The sequence below is a fragment of the Pseudomonas sp. GW821-FHT01D09 genome, assembly GCF_059422465.1.
Map to the genome: position 1 here is coordinate 265,156 of NZ_JBWKWY010000001.1, position 21,188 is coordinate 286,343.

General features: G+C 63.1%; 23 protein-coding genes. 11 read left to right on the forward strand and 12 right to left on the reverse strand.

The genetic code is table 11. From position 1 onward, the window contains the following. Positions 1-10: 10 nt before the first annotated feature. Positions 11-904 carry a serine/threonine-protein kinase gene (locus tag AC07W7_RS01275; protein WP_495038471.1) on the forward strand — a complete coding sequence of 298 codons (894 nt, stop codon included), beginning with the start codon at positions 11-13 and terminating at the stop codon, positions 902-904. Positions 905-950: 46 nt separating this feature from the next. Here AC07W7_RS01275 and AC07W7_RS01280 read toward each other — a convergent pair whose 3' ends face one another. Beyond that, complete coding sequence (locus AC07W7_RS01280) at positions 951-1,178, reverse strand: hypothetical protein (RefSeq protein ID WP_495038472.1); 228 nt, start codon at positions 1,176-1,178, stop codon at positions 951-953. A 419-nt stretch (positions 1,179-1,597) separates the two neighbouring features. Between AC07W7_RS01280 and AC07W7_RS01285 the strand changes: the two genes are divergently transcribed. From AC07W7_RS01285 to AC07W7_RS01300, 4 genes are all read left to right on the forward strand, one after another. Continuing rightward, positions 1,598-3,697, forward strand: coding sequence for an EAL domain-containing protein (locus AC07W7_RS01285; RefSeq protein ID WP_495038473.1), 2,100 nt, complete (start codon positions 1,598-1,600; stop codon positions 3,695-3,697). Positions 3,698-3,741: 44 nt separating this feature from the next. Beyond that, positions 3,742-3,954, forward strand: a complete 213-nt coding sequence (locus AC07W7_RS01290) for a hypothetical protein (RefSeq protein ID WP_495038474.1) — start codon at positions 3,742-3,744, stop codon at positions 3,952-3,954. Positions 3,955-4,161: 207 nt separating this feature from the next. Further along, positions 4,162-4,668 (forward strand): alkane oxidation protein activator PraB, encoded by a 507-nt coding sequence (gene praB, locus AC07W7_RS01295; protein ID WP_076963284.1) that lies wholly within the window; start codon positions 4,162-4,164, stop codon positions 4,666-4,668. Positions 4,669-4,797: 129 nt separating this feature from the next. Continuing rightward, on the forward strand, positions 4,798-6,237 hold the full coding sequence (locus AC07W7_RS01300; protein ID WP_236309750.1) for an outer membrane protein transport protein: 1,440 nt from the start codon (positions 4,798-4,800) through the stop codon (positions 6,235-6,237). A 42-nt stretch (positions 6,238-6,279) separates the two neighbouring features. Here the strand turns inward: AC07W7_RS01300 and AC07W7_RS01305 are convergent, their stop codons facing one another. The 11 genes from AC07W7_RS01305 to nirS form a co-directional block, all read right to left on the reverse strand. Next, complete coding sequence (locus AC07W7_RS01305) at positions 6,280-7,740, reverse strand: cytochrome D1 domain-containing protein (protein ID WP_099169690.1); 1,461 nt, start codon at positions 7,738-7,740, stop codon at positions 6,280-6,282. Next, on the reverse strand, positions 7,737-8,570 hold the full coding sequence (gene cobA / locus AC07W7_RS01310; RefSeq protein WP_099169691.1) for a uroporphyrinogen-III C-methyltransferase: 834 nt from the start codon (positions 8,568-8,570) through the stop codon (positions 7,737-7,739). Before cobA ends, AC07W7_RS01305 begins: the two co-directional genes overlap by 4 nt. Before the next feature lie 67 nt (positions 8,571-8,637). Continuing rightward, positions 8,638-9,816: a heme d1 biosynthesis radical SAM protein NirJ gene (nirJ, locus tag AC07W7_RS01315; RefSeq protein ID WP_099169692.1), complete on the reverse strand. Its 1,179-nt coding sequence runs from the start codon at positions 9,814-9,816 to the stop codon at positions 8,638-8,640. A 14-nt stretch (positions 9,817-9,830) separates the two neighbouring features. Next, entirely contained in the window at positions 9,831-10,349 is a 519-nt protein-coding gene (ahbB, locus tag AC07W7_RS01320) for a siroheme decarboxylase subunit beta (RefSeq protein WP_495038475.1), read from the reverse strand. After that, the gene (locus tag AC07W7_RS01325; protein ID WP_076963278.1) at positions 10,324-10,767 is read right to left on the reverse strand and encodes an Lrp/AsnC family transcriptional regulator; all 444 of its coding nucleotides are present in this window, start codon (positions 10,765-10,767) and stop codon (positions 10,324-10,326) included. Before AC07W7_RS01325 ends, ahbB (AC07W7_RS01320) begins: the two co-directional genes overlap by 26 nt. Beyond that, complete coding sequence (gene ahbB / locus AC07W7_RS01330) at positions 10,760-11,275, reverse strand: siroheme decarboxylase subunit beta (RefSeq protein ID WP_076963277.1); 516 nt, start codon at positions 11,273-11,275, stop codon at positions 10,760-10,762. The genes AC07W7_RS01325 and ahbB (AC07W7_RS01330) overlap by 8 nt, the downstream gene beginning before the upstream one ends. Next, complete coding sequence (locus AC07W7_RS01335) at positions 11,272-11,730, reverse strand: Lrp/AsnC family transcriptional regulator (protein ID WP_076963276.1); 459 nt, start codon at positions 11,728-11,730, stop codon at positions 11,272-11,274. Before AC07W7_RS01335 ends, ahbB (AC07W7_RS01330) begins: the two co-directional genes overlap by 4 nt. Before the next feature lies 1 nt (position 11,731). Then, complete coding sequence (locus AC07W7_RS01340; RefSeq protein ID WP_495038476.1) at positions 11,732-12,904, reverse strand: cytochrome D1 domain-containing protein; 1,173 nt, start codon at positions 12,902-12,904, stop codon at positions 11,732-11,734. Then, complete coding sequence (locus AC07W7_RS01345) at positions 12,901-13,227, reverse strand: c-type cytochrome (RefSeq protein WP_090412681.1); 327 nt, start codon at positions 13,225-13,227, stop codon at positions 12,901-12,903. The genes AC07W7_RS01340 and AC07W7_RS01345 overlap by 4 nt, the downstream gene beginning before the upstream one ends. Positions 13,228-13,243: 16 nt before the next feature. Beyond that, positions 13,244-13,558 (reverse strand): c-type cytochrome, encoded by a 315-nt coding sequence (locus tag AC07W7_RS01350; RefSeq protein WP_099169696.1) that lies wholly within the window; start codon positions 13,556-13,558, stop codon positions 13,244-13,246. Between the two features lie 24 nt (positions 13,559-13,582). Continuing rightward, a complete protein-coding gene (nirS, locus tag AC07W7_RS01355; RefSeq protein WP_495038477.1) occupies positions 13,583-15,265 on the reverse strand; it encodes a nitrite reductase in 1,683 nt (560 codons plus the stop codon). A gap of 188 nt (positions 15,266-15,453) precedes the next feature. On the opposite strand from nirS, the gene AC07W7_RS01360 reads away from it, so the two are divergent. The 6 genes from AC07W7_RS01360 (at position 15,454) to AC07W7_RS01385 (ending at position 21,168) form a co-directional block, all read left to right on the forward strand. Continuing rightward, positions 15,454-16,230, forward strand: coding sequence for a CbbQ/NirQ/NorQ/GpvN family protein (locus tag AC07W7_RS01360; protein ID WP_099169698.1), 777 nt, complete (start codon positions 15,454-15,456; stop codon positions 16,228-16,230). After that, positions 16,214-16,780 carry a cytochrome c oxidase subunit 3 gene (locus AC07W7_RS01365; RefSeq protein ID WP_076963271.1) on the forward strand — a complete coding sequence of 189 codons (567 nt, stop codon included), beginning with the start codon at positions 16,214-16,216 and terminating at the stop codon, positions 16,778-16,780. Before AC07W7_RS01360 ends, AC07W7_RS01365 begins: the two co-directional genes overlap by 17 nt. 2 nt (positions 16,781-16,782) lie before the next feature. Then, positions 16,783-16,998, forward strand: a complete 216-nt coding sequence (locus tag AC07W7_RS01370) for a cytochrome C oxidase subunit IV family protein (RefSeq protein ID WP_099169700.1) — start codon at positions 16,783-16,785, stop codon at positions 16,996-16,998. 107 nt (positions 16,999-17,105) lie between these two features. Continuing rightward, complete coding sequence (locus AC07W7_RS01375) at positions 17,106-17,624, forward strand: sigma-70 family RNA polymerase sigma factor (RefSeq protein ID WP_099169807.1); 519 nt, start codon at positions 17,106-17,108, stop codon at positions 17,622-17,624. Then, entirely contained in the window at positions 17,621-18,556 is a 936-nt protein-coding gene (locus tag AC07W7_RS01380; RefSeq protein WP_236309755.1) for a FecR domain-containing protein, read from the forward strand. Before AC07W7_RS01375 ends, AC07W7_RS01380 begins: the two co-directional genes overlap by 4 nt. Before the next feature lie 221 nt (positions 18,557-18,777). Continuing rightward, on the forward strand, positions 18,778-21,168 hold the full coding sequence (locus AC07W7_RS01385; protein WP_495038478.1) for a TonB-dependent siderophore receptor: 2,391 nt from the start codon (positions 18,778-18,780) through the stop codon (positions 21,166-21,168). The last annotated feature ends 20 nt before the right edge of the window (positions 21,169-21,188 follow it).

Below are 21,188 nucleotides of genomic sequence, written 5' to 3' on the forward strand. Positions count from 1 at the left end.
CCCGACGCTGATGGAACAGCTCCCCCAGTCCTGCGATCCGCCCCCGGGGCAGCCACTGCCGGCGTTATTGGCCGGGCGCTATCGTCTTGAACGGGTGCTCGGGGTGGGCGGCATGGGGGTTGTCTATCGCGCCCGTGACTTGCTGCATGAGCAATTCGGTGAACCGAGGTCCCAGGTGGCCCTCAAGGTGCTCGGCGAGCACCTGGCCCCGTCACAGGACGCTCACCTGTTGCTCTACAGCGAGTTTTCCCTGACCCGCTACCTGCGGCACGAGCGTGTGGTGCGAGTGTTTTCATTTGAGGTGGATACCACGGGTGAAGTGGCATTCTTCACCATGGAGTTGATGAGCGGCATGACCCTGGACCAGTTGCTGCTCAACTGCCCGCGCGGGGTGCCTTGGCAGGCATTGCGCCCTATTGCCTTGGGGCTGCTGGAAGCGTTGGGTTATATCCATCGGCAAGGTGTATTGCACGGCGATGTGAAGCCCGGCAATGTGATGTTGGGCGCTGACGGGGTGCGCCTGTTTGACTTTGGCCTTGCCCAGGCGCTCGGGCCGCCGCTGTCCGGGCTGCCGGCCTTGAGTCCACAGCGTTTCACGGCCTGGACACCAGCCTATGCCGCACCGGAACTGCTGGAGGGGGCGCCGCTGTCAGCCAGTTCGGAGGTGTATGGCGCAGCATGCCTGTTGTATGACCTGGCACTGGGTGGGCGTGCGGCGCAAGGGGCGGGCCCGAGGCCGCGACTGGCGCCCCCTCGGCAACTGCCCCGGCGTTGCTGGCCGGCATTGCGGGTGGCGCTCAGTGTCGACCCGCAGCGCCGAACCATCACCGCTGACGAATTGCAGGCGGCCATGCAGTGTGAACATTCGGTGGTGGGTCGTTGGTTCGCGGATCGCGCCCGTTAGAGGACGGGGTGATCAGCTGCAGCGTCAGTTCCCAGGCAAACAGATTCTAGGACGACGCTTGTTCGTAGCGGCTTTTGCGCCGGGCGCGTTTACGCAGCCGATTGGCCGTCCACTGTTGCAGTGGGTCCAGGAGGAAAAAGAACAGGTAGGCGGCGAGTACCAGGGTCAAGTCGATCCAGGTCTTGCTGATAGGCCCTTCCACGGCTTCGACGCCAGCCTTGATCAAAAACAGTACGGCGACCCCGCACAACCACAGCACTACGGTGAAAAGCAAAGGTCGCGCACGATTTGAAAACCTGCCTTGCATGTTCAATCCATCTCCCTGAGAACGCTGGGTCAGTCGGTGTACCGACCCCCATGGGTGTAAAAGTGGTCTGCGGATCGAGTCATTCGATACCGGCCTGTGGGTCGACAGACCCGTACAGCTCATGACCTGTCTGCGGCGCAGTTGGTTCCGAAAACCTGCGGCACCCGCGTGGGCGGCAAGGCCCTGAAGGGCAGCATTGTTTCAAAAAGCCTGGAACATTACACCCTCATCTGCATGCCTGCTGACGCCCAGGGGCAACGCCTCGACGCCAAATGTGGCAAACCCCTTTCATTGGCGGGGCCTGGGCGTGTAGCGTTAAGCCCTCGTCGCAGGCTCCGGTTGAGGGGGTGCCCCCGGTGTGACGGCCCGCGGGCAAGGAGACAATCATGGCGCAAACGCTGTTCAAGCTCTTCTTTACCCAACGCCTGGCCGCCCTGGCGAGCACGGAGTCGCTGCGAGCCATCCGTGAAGGCCTGTTATGGATCTTGCCGTGCCTGCTGGTCTCGGCAGGGTTCCTGCTGTTATCCGAATGCGCCCGGATCCTGGGGTTTTCATCGCCAATGGTGGCATTCCTGGCGGGCCTGCATGCCAAGATCAGTTCTGTGATCCCGCTGCTGGTGGCGGCTTCCATCGGCTATATGCTGGCGGTCCAGCACCGATTGCCACAGTTGCCGGTGGCGTTCCTGTGCCTGATGTACGTGGTCATTGCCACCTTTGTCCTGCGTGACTCTCCACGTGCGGCGGCGACCTTCATCCTGTTTATTGCCATTGCCTCGCCGCTGATCAATGTGCCAGCGATTGCCTGGTTGCATCGCTACCGCTGGACCCGCCTGGTCAACGAGGACCTGGTGGGGCACAACCTCAAGGGCACCATCAATATGGTGGTGCCGGGGGCAATCACGGCATTGCTGCTGGTGGTGACGTTGTCGTTGCTGTTGCAGGTGCCCCCGGTGGCGCAATTCCAGGGCCCGCAGATGCTCGAGGCGCTGCAGTCGCCCTATGGCAGCGGCCTGTTTGTCACGGCGATCAATTCGCTGCTGTGGTTTTTTGGTATTCATGGGGTGTATGCGCTCCAGCCGCTGTTTGATGCATTGGACCAGGCGGTGGTGCTCAACGGCATGGCGCAGGCGGCGGGGGAGCCTATCCGCTACGTGCTCAATGGCGGCCTGCTGGGCAGCTTTGCCTTTATTGGCGGGGCCGGCGGTTCCCTGTGCCTGCTGCTGGCGATTCTGCTGTTTTCCAAGAGCCAGTCCATGCGCCTGCTGGCTATGGCCAGCCTGCCGCTGTCGCTATTCAATGTCAGTGAAGTGTTGCTGTTCGGCTTGCCGATCATCCTCAACCCGCGCTTGTTTATCCCTTTTTTGGCTGTCCCGGCGCTCAACACCCTGCTGGCGTTGTTTGCGGTGCAGGCCGGCTGGGTCTCGCCGGCGGTGGCCAGCGTGCCGTTTACCGCGCCGGTGCTGCTCAATGCCTACCTGAGTACCCAGGGCGACCTGGCGGCGGTGGCCCTGCAACTGCTGTTGCTGGGGTTCGGGACCTTGGTCTATGCGCCCTACGTCTGGGCGATCCACCAGCAGGCGGTGGAGGGCGGCACCGTTTACCTCAAGTCATTCGACATGACCTTTCGCGGGCTCGAAGAAAAAGGACGCCTGCAGGAGTTGGACCCGGTGCTGACCTCTCACCGGGCCTTGGCACGGCAGGCCCGTGAATTGAGCCGGATCCAGCAGATCAGCGACTACGAGTTCTACCTGGAGTACCAGCCCCAAGTGTCCTCCCTGACCGGCTTGTGCACGGGCTGCGAGGCGCTGATGCGGGCCCGGGATAGCCAGGGCAAGGTGCACTCGCCCTGGGAGTTCCTCCAGTGGCTGGCCCAGGCCCGGTTGATGCCGGACGTGGACTTGTGGGTGGCCTCCCAGGCGGTGCGTCAGTACCAGCAGTGGCAGAAAACCGGTTTTGCGCTGCCGATCACCATCAATGTCTCCAGCGCCACCCTGACGACCCCGGCGTATGGCCGGCAATTGGTGGACATCCTGTCCCAGGCCAACGGCCAGGTGTCGGTGGAGATCACCGAGGATGCCCTGGTGGGGGATATCCAGGTGACCCGGCAGATGATCGAAAAACTGCAGGCCATTGGGGCCAAGGTTTATATCGACGACTTCGGCACGGGCTTTTCCGCGCTGAGTTACCTGCACCAGTTCCCGGTGGATTTCATCAAGATCGACCGCAGTTTTGTGGTGGCCCAGCAAGACCCCAAGGGCGCGCAGGTCTTGACCGGCATGCTGCGCTTTTGTGAAGCGCTGAACCTGGGGGTGGTGGTGGAAGGGGTGGAAACCGCCGAGCAATTGGCCTTTCTCCAATCGGGCGGGGGCCATGGGGGGGCAGAGCTGATTATCCAGGGTTGGTATTTCAGTCAAGCGCTGCCCGGCGATGCACTCCAGCGCTTCGTTCTGGAGCGTGCGCTCAAGGTGAATGGGGCTGGTATGTAGCCTCTTTTACCCGTCTCTCAATGGCAACGTAGGACTTCTCGCAAATGGAAAATGCCCTCTGGCGCGGGGGCTTTTTTCATGTAGATTATTTAATACGAGTTATGAAAAATCTTTTTGAAAATATATTCATCATAGTGCGATTGACGCTTCTTCTTTTGCTCCTGGCAGGATATTTCATCGAACTTTTAAATGTTTATTTGGGAGTTAGATCGATGGCTGCGCTGCGCTTTGTTATTAGCTATGGCTTCCCTATATAAGTCAGATAGTTCGCGATGATTTAAATCTATTTGAGCCTGTAGTTGCAAGAAACTGTTGGCTTAAAAGTTATCCAGATAAATGCACTCTATTGTGCGGTTGATTGAATTGAAGTTTGGCTTGAAAGAGCGGGCTGCGGTTTAACCGTGACTTCTCGATCATGGCCATTACCCCGGCGAAATAACTCGCCATCCATGTGAGGAAAAATAATGAAAAGCTTGAAAAACCTTATCTCGCTGTCTGCTTTTGCTATTTGCCTGGGCGCCGCCTCGATGGCCAGTGCTGTGACCGTTGCCCCAGCGGGCGCTGCGTTCAGCACCCCGGCGGGGGCCATTTCGGTTTCCTCGCCGGCCTCATTTGGTGTTCCGGTGTCCTGCACCATCAACTTCTCCGGCTCGGTTGCCTCCAATGGGGCTTCCGCGACGATTACAAACGCTACCGTCAGTGGCAGCAATCCTTTATGCGGCGTGCCTACTATGTTGGGCTTGCCTTGGACCCTGACCCCAACCGGTACCGGCTCAAACGTGTTTGCCGGGACCGTGTCGGGTGTCAACTTCAATATTCTGGGTAATTGCGCAAGTTCGCCTACCACGATTGCGGTGACGTTCAATAACTCTACCAACACGCTGAGCATTCCTTCGACGCAGACCGTTGGCAAGTGCAAGATCAGCGCACTTAACGTGAAGCCAACCCCGGCCTTCACGGTTTCTCCATAAGTCTCATCCGATACGGAATGTTATGAGCATCCGTTGAAAAAGACAGGTGCCTTTTATAGGCACCTGTTGCTGTCGTTCATATCGAGATCGTCAGCCATGGGTGAATAACAATAAATAGGAGTCGCGTGCATGAGTCATAAGAAACAACCGATCCAGATATTGCTCGGCCTAATACTGTTAGGGGGGCTTATGGTCGCGGGGTCTATCCAGGCGGGCGGGTTTTTGACACCCACTTATGGCGCTTCAGGATGGGGGCGCGCGTTTGGCGGAGGCTCGCTGTTCCAGAACGATCCATCGGCAGCCTATAACAACCCGGCGGCCATGGCGTTCATTGATAAACCCCTCTCGCAGTTCACCATCACCTACGCCAATATCGACATCAAATACAGCGGCGCTGCCTATGACTACGCTGGCAATCCCGGGTCCAGCATCGTCTACGATCCCGATACCGACCTCACGACCTCGACCCTGCGCACCGGTAACGGTGGCCAGGGCGGGTTCGAGGCCTGGGCCCCGACCGGCTTTATGGTGGTCCCGATCAACGAGCGCTTTGCCTTTGGCCTGAGCCAGGTGGTGCCCATGGGCGCCCGTACGACCTGGGACGAGGACTGGAAAGGCCGCGACTTTGCGGTAGACACCAAAATCGAAACCGTGGGCTTGACCGGCTCGCTGTCGTTCAAGGTCAATGACCAGTTTGCCGTGGGCGGTGGTGCCATTGTTCAGCACACCAAAGGCTTTGTGAGCCAGAACGTCGATCTGTATGCCGCCGCCGCGCAGTCGCCAGACCTGGGCTATCTGCCGTTTCCGGCAGGCCAGGGCCACGCCTTGATACGCGTCAAGGTCGACAACACCTCCCTGGGCTGGTTTGCGGGAACGACCTGGAAGCCCACGTCACAAGACACCCTGGGCCTCAACTATCACGCCAAAATCAAGAACCGACTGGAGGGGCAATACAACATTTACGCCGACCCCCTGTCGACCGACCTGATGACTCTCCCCGTGTCGGATGGCAAAACCCTGGTCGAACTGGCGTATCCCGGCCTGCGTCTCTACCCCGGTGGCGCCAATGCCTCTGCTCAATTGGACATTCCCGCCCATGCCTCCCTGGACTGGGTCCACCAGTTTTCTGAGCGCCTGACCCTGGGGGCCAGCGCCACCTGGATCCAGTGGTCATCGTTCAAGGCGCTGACCTTGAAGTCTGATGGCAGCACCCTTGTGTCGATCCCGTACAACTACAGGAACAGCTGGATGTATGCCTTCGGTGGCGACTACAAGCTTACCGACGACTTTACCGTGCGCACCGGGCTGGCCTTTGACCAGACGCCGACCCGTAACGCGACCCGCGACCCACGTATCCCGGATGGTGATCGGATCTTTGCCTCCCTGGGCTTTAGCTACAACATCCGGGCCATTGCGGGCTTGAGTATCGACGGTGCTTATTCGCGGCAGTTTGTGCAGACGGTGAAACTCAAGAGCAAGAACGTTGACCGCCTCGGTGCGGCCTCGCTGGATGGCAAGTCCGAGGCCAAGGGCGAAGTGGTCAGCGTGTCGGCCACTTACGCCTTTTGACCAGCCACGGGGCCCCTGGCAGGAGCCGGCCGGGCTCCTGCATCAATGGGAAGTCCCTTCGGCAAACTCGATCTTGTTGCCCACGTTGTACTTGCCCGAAGGTTTGTTCATGGGCAGACGCTTGACCTCCTGCAACGTCTGGCTGTCATACACAATCAACGCGCCCTCGCGGTCCCAGATGCTCAACAGCAGATAACGCCCATCCTGGGTGAATTCCACATGCGCTGCGGTCTTGCCCGGCATGGGCCGCAGGGTATGGGCGATTTCCAGGGTCTGCTTGTCGATCAAGTGAATGGCATCATTGCCCGGCGCAAAAAACACATCACTCCACACATAGCGCGAGTGGCTGTGGCTGCGCATAAAGAACCCCGGTCCAAGGGTGGGAATCTCCTTGATCAGCTTCCAGGTCTTGAGGTCCAGCACCGAGATCTGCCCCTTGCTGATATTCGGCGTGGCAAACACCCACTGCCCGTTGCGTTGCCAGTAAGTCCCCGAGCCCAGGTGCGGCATGCCCGACAGCGCGATATCGGTGACCACTTTGCCGCTATCGAGGTCGATCACTTGCCCGCCACCGGCCTTGCGCGAGGTGGCGAGCAGTTGCCGGTAGTCGGGGGAAAAGGAAAAGTCATCGAGCACATCCTGGGCCTGGATGCGCCGGGGCTCGAAGTTCGGGGTAGGGGCCGCGTAGGACAACTCCCAGACCTCATTCACATCCTTGAGGGCGACGATAAAACTGTTGCGCGGCGGCGCGGTGTACACCGCGCTGACCCGCGAATGTGTCGGTAGGGTCTTGACCAGCGACAGGTCGCGCGCGTCCAGTACCACCAGGTTGCCTGGCAGGTAATTGCCCACCAGCACCCAGCGCCCGTCCTTGCTCACCGCCAGGTTGCGGGTATTGAGGCCGGCGCGGACCTCGGCGATCAGCTTGAGGTTGTGCAGGTCATACAGGCTGATCCAGCCATCGCGTGAGGCGAAGTACACAAAGCGCCCGTCCGGGGAGAACTTCGGCCCGCCGTGCACGGCAAAGTGCGAGGCAAAACGGTCGAGCACTTCAAAGCGGTCGCCGTCGAGAATAGTGATGTGATGATCGCCGGACTCCACCACCACAAACAGGTTCAGCGGGTCGGCGTGGTGCTGCGGGGTGCTCGGCAGTTGGCTGAGGTCGGCCAATTGGCGATGGCTGCTACGGATATCCTGTTCGTTCCAGGTCGCGGGCGTGGCGGGCGGCTGTTGCAGAAAACTCACCAGGGCGTCGATCTGTTGCGCCGTCAGCAGCGGGGCGAATGCCGCCATCTGGCTGGCCGGGCGGCCATGTTCGATCACTTGGCGTATCTCGGCCGGCTTGATTCGCCCCAGGCTCTCGGGCAACAACGCCGGGCCGCTGCTGCCGACCCGGTTGACGCCATGGCAGCTCTGGCAGTGCTGCTGGTAATCGGCGGCGGCATCGGTTGCGCCATGGGCGGCGCTGGCCCAGAGCAGCGGCACCAGCCACAGGCGTTTCATACCGCCACCCTGGACACCGCCAGGTGCGCGGGCGCGAGGCTGGCGGGGTAGTGCAGGGCGGCGTCGGCAAACAGGTCGACCACCTGCCCGATCACCGTCAAGGTCGGCACGCCGGGTTCGCACATCAATGCCAGGGCCGGTAGCAGGCGCAGGGTGCCGCGATGTACCTGCTGGTCGGCGCGGGCACCGTTGCAGATCAGCGCCGCCGGTGTATCAGCGGGCAGGCCGGCACCGATCAGGCGCTCGGCGATCATCGCCAGGTTCGACAGGCCCATGTAGAACACCAGGGTCTGGCTGCTGTCGGCGAGGCTGTCCCAGGGCAACTTCAATTCGCCGTCGCGCTGCAAATGCCCGGTGACGAAGCGGCACGAGTTGACCAGGTCACGGTGGGTCAGCGGGATACCCGCGTAGGCGCTGCAGCCGGAGGCCGCCGTGATGCCGGGTACCACCTGGCACGACACACCTTGGGCCAGCAGGTACTCCAGCTCTTCGGCACCGCGACCAAACACGAACGGGTCGCCCCCCTTGAGCCGCACCACTCGCTGGCCCTGCTGGGCCAGTTCGGCCAGCAGCTCGTTGATCTGTTCCTGGGGCAGGCTGTGATAGCCGCTGGCCTTGCCCACGTAATGCCGGGCACAGGTCAGTGGGATCAGGGTCAGCAGTTCGGCGCTGATCAGGCGGTCGAACACCACCGCATCGGCCTGCATCAAAAGGCTCCAGGCGCGCAGGGTGAGCAGGCGCGGGTCGCCGGGGCCGGCACCGACCAGGGCGACTTCGCCGGGGTGGAAGGGGCTGTGCAGCACGGAGGGTAACGCGTGGGATGAGTGCATGAGACTTCCTTGGTTCATCATCAGGTTGGCGGCCCCCGGTTGTGTCACCAGGTGGCCGGCCGGTGGTTCAGCGTGCCGAGCAAGGAATCAGGGTGGGTGGCGTTCGGGCGATTTCCGCGTCGCTGAGGTAGCAACCGGGGTCCGGGCCCCAGAGGTCGCCACCGGCCCAGGCGCGGGTGCGCGTGTTGCCGTTGCAGATGCCCAGCCAGCGGCACTCGGTGCAACGGCCACCGATCTGGCGTGGGTATTGGCGCAGGCGCAGCAGCAACGGGTCGGGGCGCTCCAGCCAGATCTCGCGAAATGAGGTATGGCGCACATTGCCCACCGAGTGTTGCCACCAGTACGTGTCCGGGTGCACTTCGCCGGTGTTGTCGATATTGGCGATGCCGCTGCCCGAGGCATTGCCACCCCAGGCGTGCAGCAGGTGTTCGAGTTGCGGGTAGTGTTCCGGCAAGTGTTGGTGCACCCATTGCAGCAACAGCACGGCGTCGGCGTCGTTGTTGCCGCTGACAAAATCGCTGGCCACCCCGTTCTGGATGTCCTCCCAGGCCTGCTGGAAAATCATCAGCATGGCCTCGCGGCTCATCTGCTGATGGGCGTCCAGTTGCCGGCTGCGCTTGCCGCGCCCGCTGTAGTTGAGGTGCGAGAGGTAGAACTTCTGCACATCGTATTCACGCATCAAGGCCAGCAATTGCGGGAGTTGCGCGTGGTTTTCCTGGGTCAGGGTGGTGCGCAGGCCCACGCGGATACCGGCCTGGCGGCACAGGCTGATGGCATGCATCGAGCGCTCGAAACTGCCCTCGCTCTGGCGGAATGCATCGTGGGTGGCCTTCAAGCCATCGATGCTGATGCCCACATAGTCAAAACGCGCCTCGGCGATCTGCTGGATATTGCCTTCATCGATCAGCGTGCCATTGCTCGACAGGGCGACAAAAAAGCCCTTGGCGCGGGCATAGGCGCTGAGCTGGAACAGGTCCTCGCGCAGCAAGGGCTCGCCGCCCGAGAGGATCAACACCTTGACTCCGGCCTCGTGCAGGTCATCGATCACCTTCAGCGCCGCCTCGGTGTCCAGCTCATCGCGGAACACGCTGTCGGCGCTGGTGGCATAGCAGTGCTTGCAGGTCAGGTTACAGCGGCGCAACAGGTTCCAGATCACCACCGGCGCGCGCGGGCTGCCGGGTTTGGCGCTGCGTGGAGGCGGGCATTGGCCGGCCAGGGTGCGCAGGTAATGACTGATCCTAAGCATAAGAGGTTCCTTCTTCAGCGCGCACGTGTAGGCGCGAGGGGAGAGCTCAGGCGCAAGCCGGTTTTTTTCAGGATACGACTGCTCACCAGCATCTCGTCCGCCCGGCTGGCATCGCCCAGCAGGAAGCGCAGGTGTTCGCGGTAACTGTCGATTTCTTCGCGGCTGCGACCATGGACCATGGCGAACAGGTTGTAGGGCCAGCCCGCACGCCTGGGCCTGCGATAGCAGTGGCTGACAAAGGGTTGGGCGCCGATCAGCTCGCCCAGGCGCGGCATCTGTTCATCGCACACATCCCACACGGTCATGCCGTTGTGGCGGTAGCCCAGGCGATAGTGATTGGGCACGGCAGCGATCCGGCGGATCGCGCCTTCACCCTGCAAGCGCTTGAGCAGGTCGAGGGTGGATTCGACGCTGATGCCCAATTGCTCGGCGAGCCAGGTCCAGGGGTCTTCCACCAGGGGCAGGCCGGTTTCGGTCAAATGGATCAGGCGCTGGGCCAGGGTTTCGTCAAACCGGGAAGTACAGACCGACATGGTAGGTGTGCTCCTTGGGCAGGTTAAGCACCTCAAGCCCGGTGATGGCGTGGATGTGTGACAGGGTCTGGTCGAGGTCGTCGCAGGTTGCGCAGGCCAGCACAAACCACATGTTCCAGGGATGCTCGCGGCGGTAGTTGTGGGCCACTTGCGGCAGGTCGTTGAGTTGCGCCGCGACCTGTTCAAAGCGGGCTTCGGGCACCGCCAGGGCGGCCAGGGTGAACGCGCCGCCCAGGCGCTCGATATCGAACATCGGCCCGAAGCGCGTCAGCACGCCGTCTTCGAGCAGCAGGTGCAGGCGGTCGAGCAGTTCGTCGGGCGTGCTGTGCAGCTCTGCGGCCACCGCCTGCCATGGGTGGCGCACCAGGGGGAGGCCCCGTTGCAGGCGGTTGATCAGTTGCCGGTCGAGTTCATCCATGGGCCCATACCTGTGACGGCGGCGGTGCGAAACGCCCGCCGCATTGCTTGAACATGCGCGTGCTGAACAGCAGGTGGTGGGGCAGGTCACTGAGCAGATGCTGTTGCAGCAGCTCCTCGACCTGTGCCTGTACCGCTTCGCGCTCACGGCCATGGACCATGCAGAACAGGTTGTAGCGCCAGTGCGGCAAACGCCGTGGCCGCTGGTAGCACAGGGTGATGCCCGGCGCGTGGCCCAGGCGCTGGCCAACTTCATCGATCAGCGCATCGGGCACATCCAGCACCAGCATCGCATTGGCCACATAGCCCAGGGCGCGATGGTTAAGCACCAGGCCGACCCGACGGAACAGGCCCTGCTCCTGCCACTGTTGCATCTGTTGCAGCACTTGCAGGTGATGGGCGCCGATCTGCTCGGCAAGGTTTTCATAGGGCCGCGAAACGCGCGGCAGCCCGCGCTCCAGGCACTGGCGCAGGTCAAGCAATTGTTCATGGTTCAGCGGGGCGATCACGGATGGACTCCCAGGGCAAAACCCAGGTCGATGCGATAAGAGGTGAGCATGGGCAGGTCCAGGGGGATCAGGCCGGTGTCCTTTTCCAGCTCCTCCAGAATCTGCTCCAGATGGCGGCGATTGGGCCCGGTCAGCACAAACCACAGGTTGTAGTGATGCTCGCGGGCGTAGTTATGATTGACCTCGGGGTAGCGGCTGATGCGCGCCGCCACCTGCTCCAGGCGCTCGGCGGGCACCGCCAGGGCGGCCAGGGTACTGGCGCCGGCGCGGCTGTGATCGAACACCGGCCCGACCCGCGACAGCGCGCCCGCCAGTTCCAGGCGTTGCAGGCAGGCCAGCAGCTCGCGTTCGCTGCAACCTAAGGTCTGGGCCATTTCCAGGTAAGGCTCGGCGCACAGCGGCATGCCGTGTTGATAGCGGTCGATCAGGCGTGCGGTCAGTTCATCCAGTTCCATCTCAGTACCCCATTTTTTGCGCGCGGCTGCTGAAGAAGATGCCGCTGGGGCTGTCGGCCGGCAGGGTCTTGAGCAAGGTCAAACGATAAGGATCCCAGACCTGCACCTGCTGGCCGTCGCGAACCGACAGCCACAGCTGCTCACCGCGCCCGGTGAATTCCATGTGCAGCACACCGGGGCCGGGGCGCAGGTCCGCGACCACCTGGTGGGTTTGAGTGTCGAGTACCTGCACCCGGTCGTTGTCCGGGTAGGCAAAGTTGACCCACAACTGGCGCCCGTCGGGCCGTGCGGTGACAAAAATCGGTTGGCCGGCCACGGCGATGGTGGCGGTCTGTTGCCAGGTGCGCGCGTCCATCACCAGCACCTGGTGGCGGCCCACGGCGGGCACGAAGGCCTGGTTGCTGGCCACGGCCCAGCCTTCCAGGTGCGGCATCTTGTACACCGGCAGTTTTGCCTGGCCGCGGCCGTAATCGGCAAGCACGCGCTTGACCCCCAGTTCGGGGTGCCACAGGTCGAGCTGGGCCATGCCGTCCTCGCCAAACAACCCGGCCATGTAGTAACGGCCATCGGCAGTGATCAGCGCGTCATAGGGTTGGCGGCCAATGCCGGTGAAGCGGGTGATGGCCGGGGTATTGCCCTGGCTGAAATCGGCGCTCCAGATCTCGTCGGTATCGAACAGGCTGAACACAAAGCGTTGCCCCGGCGCATCGACTAGGCCCACCACCCGCGAGCGCTTGCCATCGGCCAGGGGCGTGGCCGGGATATCGGCGACCTGTTGCAGGGTCGCGGCGTCGAACACCTTGACGCCGCCGGGCTGGTAGTTGGACACGGCAATCAGGCGCCCATCCTGGCTGATCGCACCGCCGATGCTGTTGCCGCCCTGGATCAGGCGTTTGTCGATGCGCTGGGTCAGCAGATCGACCTTGGTCAACCCGCCGTCACGGCCAAACAGGTAGGCGTAGCGCTGGTCCCGGGAAAATACCGCCGAGGCATGGGACAGGTCGCCCAGCCCCTCGACCCGGGCCAGGCGGGCCTGGTTGCTGCTGTCGATAATCAGCAGGCTGCCGCTGGCGCGTTCTATCACCAGGCCCAGGTCGCCGCTGCCGCGCAACGGTGGCTGGACACAAGCGGTAAGCAACAGGCCGGCAATGCAGGCAAGCAGGGGACGGATCATGGTGCGGGGGTTCCTTGCAGGAGGCGGTCGACCAGCCAGGCAATATCGCCGGCATCGAGCAACGGTGCCCAGCCAGGCATCGCCAGGGCAGGGCGGCCATAGGTCACGGTGGCAATCAGGGTGTCGCGGGTTTGCCCGGCCAGGGCTTGCGGGGTCAGGGCCGGGCCCAGGCCGCCGGTCAGGTGCAGGCCGTGACAGGCGCCACAGTCCTGGGTCAACAGGTGTTCCAGCTGGACCTGGCGCGCCGGCGCCGGTGCTCCGTGCACCGGCGCGGGAATGAGGAAGAGCAGCGCCATGGCCGAACCGATCATCGAGACTTGCATGGCGTGCTCCTTGTGCTTATTTCAGGCTCAACACCCATTGGGCGAGGGTCAGGGCTTCGGCATCGGTGACTGGGTTTGGCGGCATCGGGATCGGCCCCCAGTTACCCTGGGTGCCGTTCTTGATATGGCCGGCCAGGGTCTTGTCTGCGTCCTTGACCCCGGCGTTCTTCGCCGCGACGTCCTTGAGCGCCGGCCCCACCATCTTGCTGTCGATGGTGTGGCAGGCCGCGCAGGGTTTGCTCTTGAACAGCGCTGCGCCATCGTCGGCGACAGCGGTGGGCAGGCTCAGTGCCGCGCCCAGGGCCACGAGTGCAAGCAGGATATTTTTCATTGGGTTGCCTCTTGTTGATGAAGCTCAATAGATATCGAATTGGGTGTTGTAAACGTTGAACTTGCCGGTCGGGGTAATCAGGCGCTTGTCCTTGATCACGTTCTTGAGCTTGAGGGTCTTGTCATCGACCACCACCAGCGCCGACTCCTCTTCCTGGCCGTTCCACACCGAGAACCACACTTCGTCGCCCGCCTTGTTGTATTCCGGCTGCACCACGCGCAGGGCGCCTTGCTTGATGCCCGACCATTGGGCAATCGGCAGCACGGTGTAGCCGGCGTCGAGCTTGTCGATGTTGAACACGGCCACCGACTGGCTGAGCTTGGTGTCGGGGTTGAGGGTGGTGTCGACGTACAGGTGCCGCGAGTTGGGGTGGGTCTTGATAAACAGCGAGCCGCCGCCCTGGCCATTGAGCGAGGCCACTTGTTTCCAGGCGTATTGCGGGTGCTTGACCGGGTCGGTGCCGATCACCGAAACCCCACCGTCCCCCAAGTGGCTGGTGGCCCATACCGGACCGTATTGCGGGTGCACAAAGTTGGCGCCACGGCCGGGGTGCGGGGTCTTGCCCACATCCACCAGGGCGGTGAGCTTGCGCTCCTTGGAGTCGATCACCGCCACCTTGTTGGAGTTGTTCGCCGCCGTCATGAAATAGCGGTGGGTGCTGTCCCAACCGCCGTCATGCAGGAACGGCGCGGCGTCGATGGTGGTGATGGTGAGGTTCTTGATGTCCTGGTAATTGACCAGCATCACCTTGCCGGTTTCCTTGACGTTGACGATGAACTCCGGCCATTCGTGGGAGGCGATGATCGCTGCCACACGCGGCTCGGGGTGGTATTCCTGCTTGTCCACGGTCATGCCGCGGGTCGAGACGATCTGCTTGGGCTCCAGGGTCTCGCCGTCCATGATGGTGAACTGCGGCGGCCAGTAGGAACCGGCAATCGCGTACTTGTCTTCATAGCCCTTGAACTTGGAGGTTTCCACCGAGCGGGCCTCGATGCCCACCTTGATCTCGGCGACTTTGGTCGGCTCGGCGGGCCACAGGTCGATCATGTCGATCTTGGCGTCACGGCCGATCACCAGCAGGTAGCGGCCCGAGGCGGAAATCCGCGAGATATGCACGGCGTAGCCGGTGTCGATCAGCTTGACGATTTTCTTGCTGTCGCCGTCGATCAGGGCGATTTTGCCGTCGTCACGCAGGGTCACGGAGAACAGGTTTTCCAGGTTCAGCGTGTTGAGTTGCTTCTTCGGACGGTCTTCAGGCTTGACCAGCACCTTCCAGGTCTTGAGCGTCTCGGCCATGCCCCATTCCGGTGGCGTCGGCGCGGTGTGCTGGATGAAGGTGGCCATGCTGGTGATCTGCGCCTTGGTCAGCGCATTGGAGGTGCCCCAGTTCGGCATGCCGGCGGGGGAGCCGTAGGTGATCAAGGCTTCCAGATACGCCTGGCCCCGGGCCTGGGTGATGTCCGGGGTCAGCGGCTTGCCGGTGGCGCCTTTGCGCAACACCCCGTGGCAGCCGGCGCAGCGCTCGAAGTAGATCTGCTTCGAGGCATCGAACTCGGCCTGGCTCAAATCGGCAGCGCCGGGGCTTTGGACCATGGCCGCCGCCGGCGCGGGAGCAGCGGCGAAGGCCTGTGTTGAAAGGGCCAGGGCCAGCGCGCAGCTGAGCCTGGCCAGCGTCAGTACGTAGGGTGTTTTGTTGCGAGTCAGCATTCCATATCTCCTCAGGCAAGACCTTTGCGATCCGGGTAGAGCGCAGGTTCTTAGTGCCAGCAGAGACTATGTCGCGGCGGGTGGATGACCGCTTGACGGCGATCAAGTTTGCCTTGAGTACGGCTTGCCAGGTTGTCGCAGGCCCCCGTAGCGTGGCCGTCAAACCCGTTGTCCATGCAAGGTGCCCCATGAGCGAACCCTTCTACCAAGCCGTCAATAACGAACACGAGCTGTTCGAGCACGCCTGGCGCCACCGCATGCCGGTGCTGATCAAGGGCCCGACCGGCTGCGGCAAGACCCGCTTTGTGCAGCACATGGCCCACCGCCTGCAATTGCCGTTGTACACCGTGGCCTGCCACGACGACCTCAGCGCCGCCGACCTGATCGGCCGTCACCTGATCGGCGCCCAGGGCACCTGGTGGCAGGACGGCCCGCTGACCCGCGCGGTACGTGAGGGGGGCATCTGCTACCTGGACGAAGTGGTCGAGGCCCGCCAGGACACGGCCGTGGTCCTGCACCCGGTGGCCGACGACCGTCGCGAGCTGTTCCTGGAGCGCACCGGCGAAGTGCTCAAGGCGCCGCCGTCATTTATGTTGGTGGTGTCCTACAACCCCGGTTACCAGAACCTGCTCAAGGGCATGAAACCCAGCACCCGCCAGCGTTTTGTGGCGATGCGCTTTGGCTATCCTGCGACAGTGGAAGAAGAGCGCATCGTCGCCCGCGAAGCCCAGGTGGACAGCGCCTTGGCGGCCCAGGTGGTGCGCCTGGGGCAGGCCTTGCGCCGGCTTGACCAACATGACCTGGAAGAGGTGGCGTCCACCCGCTTGCTGATCTTCACCGCCCGCCTGATCGCCGCCGGCATGCCCCCGCGCCAAGCCTGCCTGGCCTGTCTGGCCGAAGCGCTGAGCGACGACCCGCAAACCGTCGCGGCGCTGATGGATGTGGTTGATGTTCACTTCAGTTGAACGGCGGCTGCCGGGTGACCTGGCGATGTGGTTGTTCATCCTCGCCGAACTCTCGGTGTTCGCGATCCTGATCCTCGCCTTTGCGGTGACCCAGGCACTACGGCCCGAGGTCTTTGCCGAAGGCCGCGCACAGCTGGACACCTCCACCGGCCTGGCCATGACCCTGAGCCTGCTGACCGCCGGCCTGTTGGCGGCGTTGGCACAGCAACAGGCACTTGCCGGCCACCCACGGCGGGCGGGCGGGTTGTTGGCGCTGGGGCTGTCGGTGGCGATGGGGTATGTGTGGATCAAACTCGGCGAGTACGGGCACCTGGCCGCTGCCGGGCTGGGCCTGGAGCACAGCACATTCTTTACCCTGTACTGGATTCTGACCGGGTTTCATTTTTTGCATGTGCTGCTGGGGATGGTGATCCTGGCGTGGTTGGGCTTGCGCTGCTGGCGTGGAGCTTATGGGCCGGGGCGCCAGGCGGGGTTGGAGTCCGGGGTGTTGTATTGGCATATGGTGGATCTGGTGTGGGTCGTACTGTTTCCGTTGGTGTACGTGTTGTGACGATGCTGGCGTGCTGGGCCGCGTTGGTGCTGCTGAGCGTGGGCACCGTTATGTCCGGCGCTGCGGGATGGTGGTGGATCGTGCTGCTGGCAGCGGTGGCCAAGGCCTGGGTGATTGCCGATGGGTTTATGGAACTGCGGCATGCGCCCTGGGGATGGCGGGCGGCGATGTGGGCGTGGCCGGTGGTGTTGGTAGGGGGGATTGTGGTGATGCGTTGAGGCGCTCCACCCGTCTACCCGGCAAAAAGAACATGGTGCCGCGCAGGGATATTAAATAGAATGAATCTCATTTGAGACTCACTCGCGCCGCCCAGGGTTCGCTTGCCATGACTGATGCTGTATCGCCAACGACCACCGCCGAACCCAGCCTGAGCACCTTGTACCGCGACCACCGCAGTTGGCTGGAAAGCTGGCTGCGTCGGCGCCTGGGTAATGCCTGGGATGCCGCCGACCTGAGCCAGGACACCTTCCTGCGGGTGCTGGCCAGCGCCCAGCCGGTAGCGCAATTGCAGGAACCACGGGCCTATCTGGTGACGGTGGGCAAGCGCTTGCTGGTCAATTTTCATCAGCGCCGCAGCCTGGAGCAGGCCTATCTGAATGCCCTGGCATGCCTGCCTGAAGCATGCGTGCCCTCGCCGGAGCAGCGCTGGTTGCTGCTGGAAACCCTGCAGGCCCTGGATGAATTGCTCGACGGCCTGGCGCCGGTGGTGCGCCGGGCGTTTCTCTGGAGCCAGCTCGAAGGCCTGGGCTACCGGGAGATTGCCGAGCGCCTCAAGGTCTCGCAGCGCACGGTCAAGCGCTATATGGCCCAGGCCTACGAGCATTGCCTGTTGGTGGAACTGTGAGCCGTACCCCAGCGGATGTGGCGCGGGCCGCGGCGCACTGGCTGGCGCTGTTGGAGTCCGGCACCGCTGGCGAACGCGACCACACCGGCTTGCAGCAATGGCGCGACAGCCACCCCCAGCACGAACAGGCCTGGCAAAAGGCGCAACTGCTGCGCCAGCGCTTTGCCGACCTGCCAGCCTCCCTGGCCATGGCCAGCCTCGACCGCCCGCAACCGGGCCGGCGTGCCGTGCTCAAGCGCGCCCTGGGCGTGGCGGCACTGGTGCCGGCGGCCTGGCTGCTCAGTCGCCAGCTCCCCCTCGACGTATGGCGTGCCGACCTGCACACCGCTACCGGCGAGCGCAAACGTGTGCCATTGGCCGATGGCAGCGTCCTGCAACTGAACACTGCCAGTGCCGTGGATGTGGACCTCGCCCGGCGACGCCTGACCCTGGTCGATGGGGAAATGGCGCTGAACGTACCAGGTACGGCGGCACTGACGGTTCACACCCGTTATGGCCAGGTTATCGCCAGCCAGGCCGAGGTCTGTGTGCGTCAGTGGGCAAACGCTTGCCTGGTGTCGGTGCTCAAGGGCCAGGTCCACGTGCTCGATGGGGCTGGGCGTAGCGCCCGGGTCCAAAGCGGGCAACAGATACGCCTACAGCCCACAGGGCTGGGCGTGCCGCTGCCATTCGACGTGCTGCAACCGGACTGGCGCGACGGGGTACTGACCGCACAAAACCTAGCGCTGGGTGATTTCCTGCGCGAACTGGATCGCTATCGCCCGGGTGTCCTGCGCTGGGATCCGAGCCTGGAAGGCTTGCGCGTCACCGGCAGTTTCCGCCTGGACGACACCGACCGCATCCTCAGCCTGCTGGCCACCACTCATGGGCTGCAGGTGCAGTTTCGCACGCGGTATTGGGTCACGCTGGCACCGCGTAGACCCCTGGCTTGACCACGATTTAATTGTTGATGCAGATCCAATGTGGGAGGACTTGCTCGCGAAGGCGCAGGGTCAGCCAACTCATCTATGTCTGATACACCGCTATCGCGAGCAAGCCCGCTCCCACACAAGCCCGCTCCCACAGGGGATTCCACAGGTTTTGCAATCCCGTGTCCCCTTTTTTCGGCTCGCCTGTCATCCAAGGCAAGTGAACGAAAACAGAGAGCCTTTTAATGCCCGTCGTCCCGCCATCGTTGTTGCGCCTGAGTTTGCTGCTGAGCCTGAGTGCCAGCCCGTTGTTGATTCCTGTGGGCTGGGCCGAGGATGCGGCCCGACGCAGTTATCAGGTGCCCGCCGGCAGCCTGGGCAGTGCCTTGACCCGCTTTGCCGGGCTGGCCGGGGTCAATCTGTCGGTCGATCCGGCCCTGGTCAGCGGCCGCCAAAGCGCCGGGGTCTGGGGTGAGTTTGCCGTCGAGGAAGGCTTCGAGCGCCTGCTGCAAGGCTCGGGCCTGCAATTGCAGGCGGTGGGGGAGCGCGCCTACACCCTGATCCCCGCGCCACAGGGCGGTGTCTACCAGTTACCGGCCACCTCGATTCTCGGGGCGGCGGCCACACCGGTCGCCGAAACCTACGCCGGTGACCAGGTCACACGCAAAGGTGCCCAGGGTATGCTCGGCGACGGCGATTTTATGGATACGCCGTTCAACCTCACCTCCTATACCGCCAAGGCGGTGAAAAACCTACAGGCGCGCACCCTCGGCGAGATGGTTGCCAGCGACCCTTCGGTACGCATCACCAACCCGGCCGGTGGGCGTTTTGAGCAGTTCTCGGTGCGCGGGTTCAGCCTGTTCAACAGCGACGTGTCCTACGGCGGCCTGTATGGCGTGTTGCCAACCTACGCCATCGACATGGAAATGGTCGAGCGCGTCGATATCCTCAAGGGCCCCGGCGCCTTGCTCGGCGGCATCGCGCCTCGGGGCAGCATCGGTGGCGGGATCAATATCGAGCCCAAGCGCGCCGCCGACACGCCGCTCACCGAGTTCACCGGCAGCTATGCCTCGGCCGGGCAGTTCGGCGGTGCGGTGGATATCGGCCGGCGGTTTGGCGATGAGCAGCAGTTTGGCGTGCGCTTCAATGGCGTGAAGCAAGCCGGCGATACCGAGTGGGATCACCAGGAGGTAGACCGCGAAATGACCGTGATCGGCCTCGATTATCGCCAGGAGCGGGTGCGCCTGTCCCTCGACCTCGGGCGCCAGGAGCGCACCGCCGATGCGCCCCAGGAGCGCGTGGAAATCGCCAAGGGCAGCGTGATGCCCAAGGCCCGCGAGATCCGCGACAACTTCGCCCAGTCCTGGACCTATTCCCATACCAAAGACACCTTTGGCGCGGTGCGTGGCGAGTTTGATGTCAGCGATTCGTTGATGGTCTATGCCGCCGCCGGTGCGCGCAAAGGCAACTATGACTTCCTGCGCCATGGTGTGCAGGCAACCCAGAGCAATGGCGACTTCACCGTGGTGCCGCGCAGTTTCCGCCGCGACGAAGACGTCAAGACCGTCACCGTCGGCGCGCGCAGTTGGTTCGACACTGGCCCCGTAGGGCACACCCTCAATGTCAGCCTCAATCAGTTCAATATGGATTTCGACAATGCCGGCGAGCGCTACACACCGGGCAAGAGCAACCTCTACAACCCGGTGGTCTTGCCCCACCCAGGCCAGGCCGTGCGCTGGGACACCAGCACCCACACCGAAAACCGCTTCACCAGCCTGGCCTTGGCCGACACCCTGGCGTTTTTCGATGAACGGGTGCTGCTGACCCTTGGCGCGCGCCTGCAAAAGGTCCAGGTCACCTCCTGGAGCAATGGCATCAAGGATCAGCCGGAGTACGACGAACAAGCGACCTCGCCAGCCCTGGGCCTGGTGGTGAAAGTCACCGACCAGTTGTCCCTGTACACCAACTACATGGAAGGCCTGAGCCAGGGCGAGACCGCACCGTCGAGTGGGGTGCACAATGAAAACGCGATCTTCCCGCCGACCAAGAGCAAGCAGGTGGAAGTCGGCGCCAAGTACGACATGGGCAGCTTTGGCCTGACTGCCAGTGTGTTCCAGATCAAGCAGCCGGCCTATGGCATCGACAGCCAGGGGTTCTTCAAACCCAATGGCCAACTGCGCAACCAGGGCGTTGAGCTGAACATGTTTGGCGAGCCGCTGGCCGGCGTGCGCCTGCTGGGCGGGGTGATGCTGCTCGACAGCGAGCAGACCAAGACTGCCCAGGGGCTCACGGATGGCAAGCGCGGCACCGGCGCGCCGATCGCCAACGTCAACCTGGGTGCCGAATGGGATGTGCCACGCCTGCAAGGCCTGACCCTGACCGCCCGCGCGATCCACACCGGCGCGCAGTACCTGGATGCGGCCAACCAGCAGAAAATCGACAACTGGGAACGCTATGACCTGGGCGCGCGCTACACCTTCAAGGTCAAGGAAAACCCGGTGACCCTGCGGGCCACTGTGGAGAACGTGCTGGACACCACGTATTGGGCCTCGGCCGCGACCTCCAGCGACAGTGCGCCAGGCCTGACCCTGTCTACGCCGCGTACGTGGCTGGTATCGGCTACCGTCGGCTTCTGAAAGCTTCCCAGGGCGCCGGC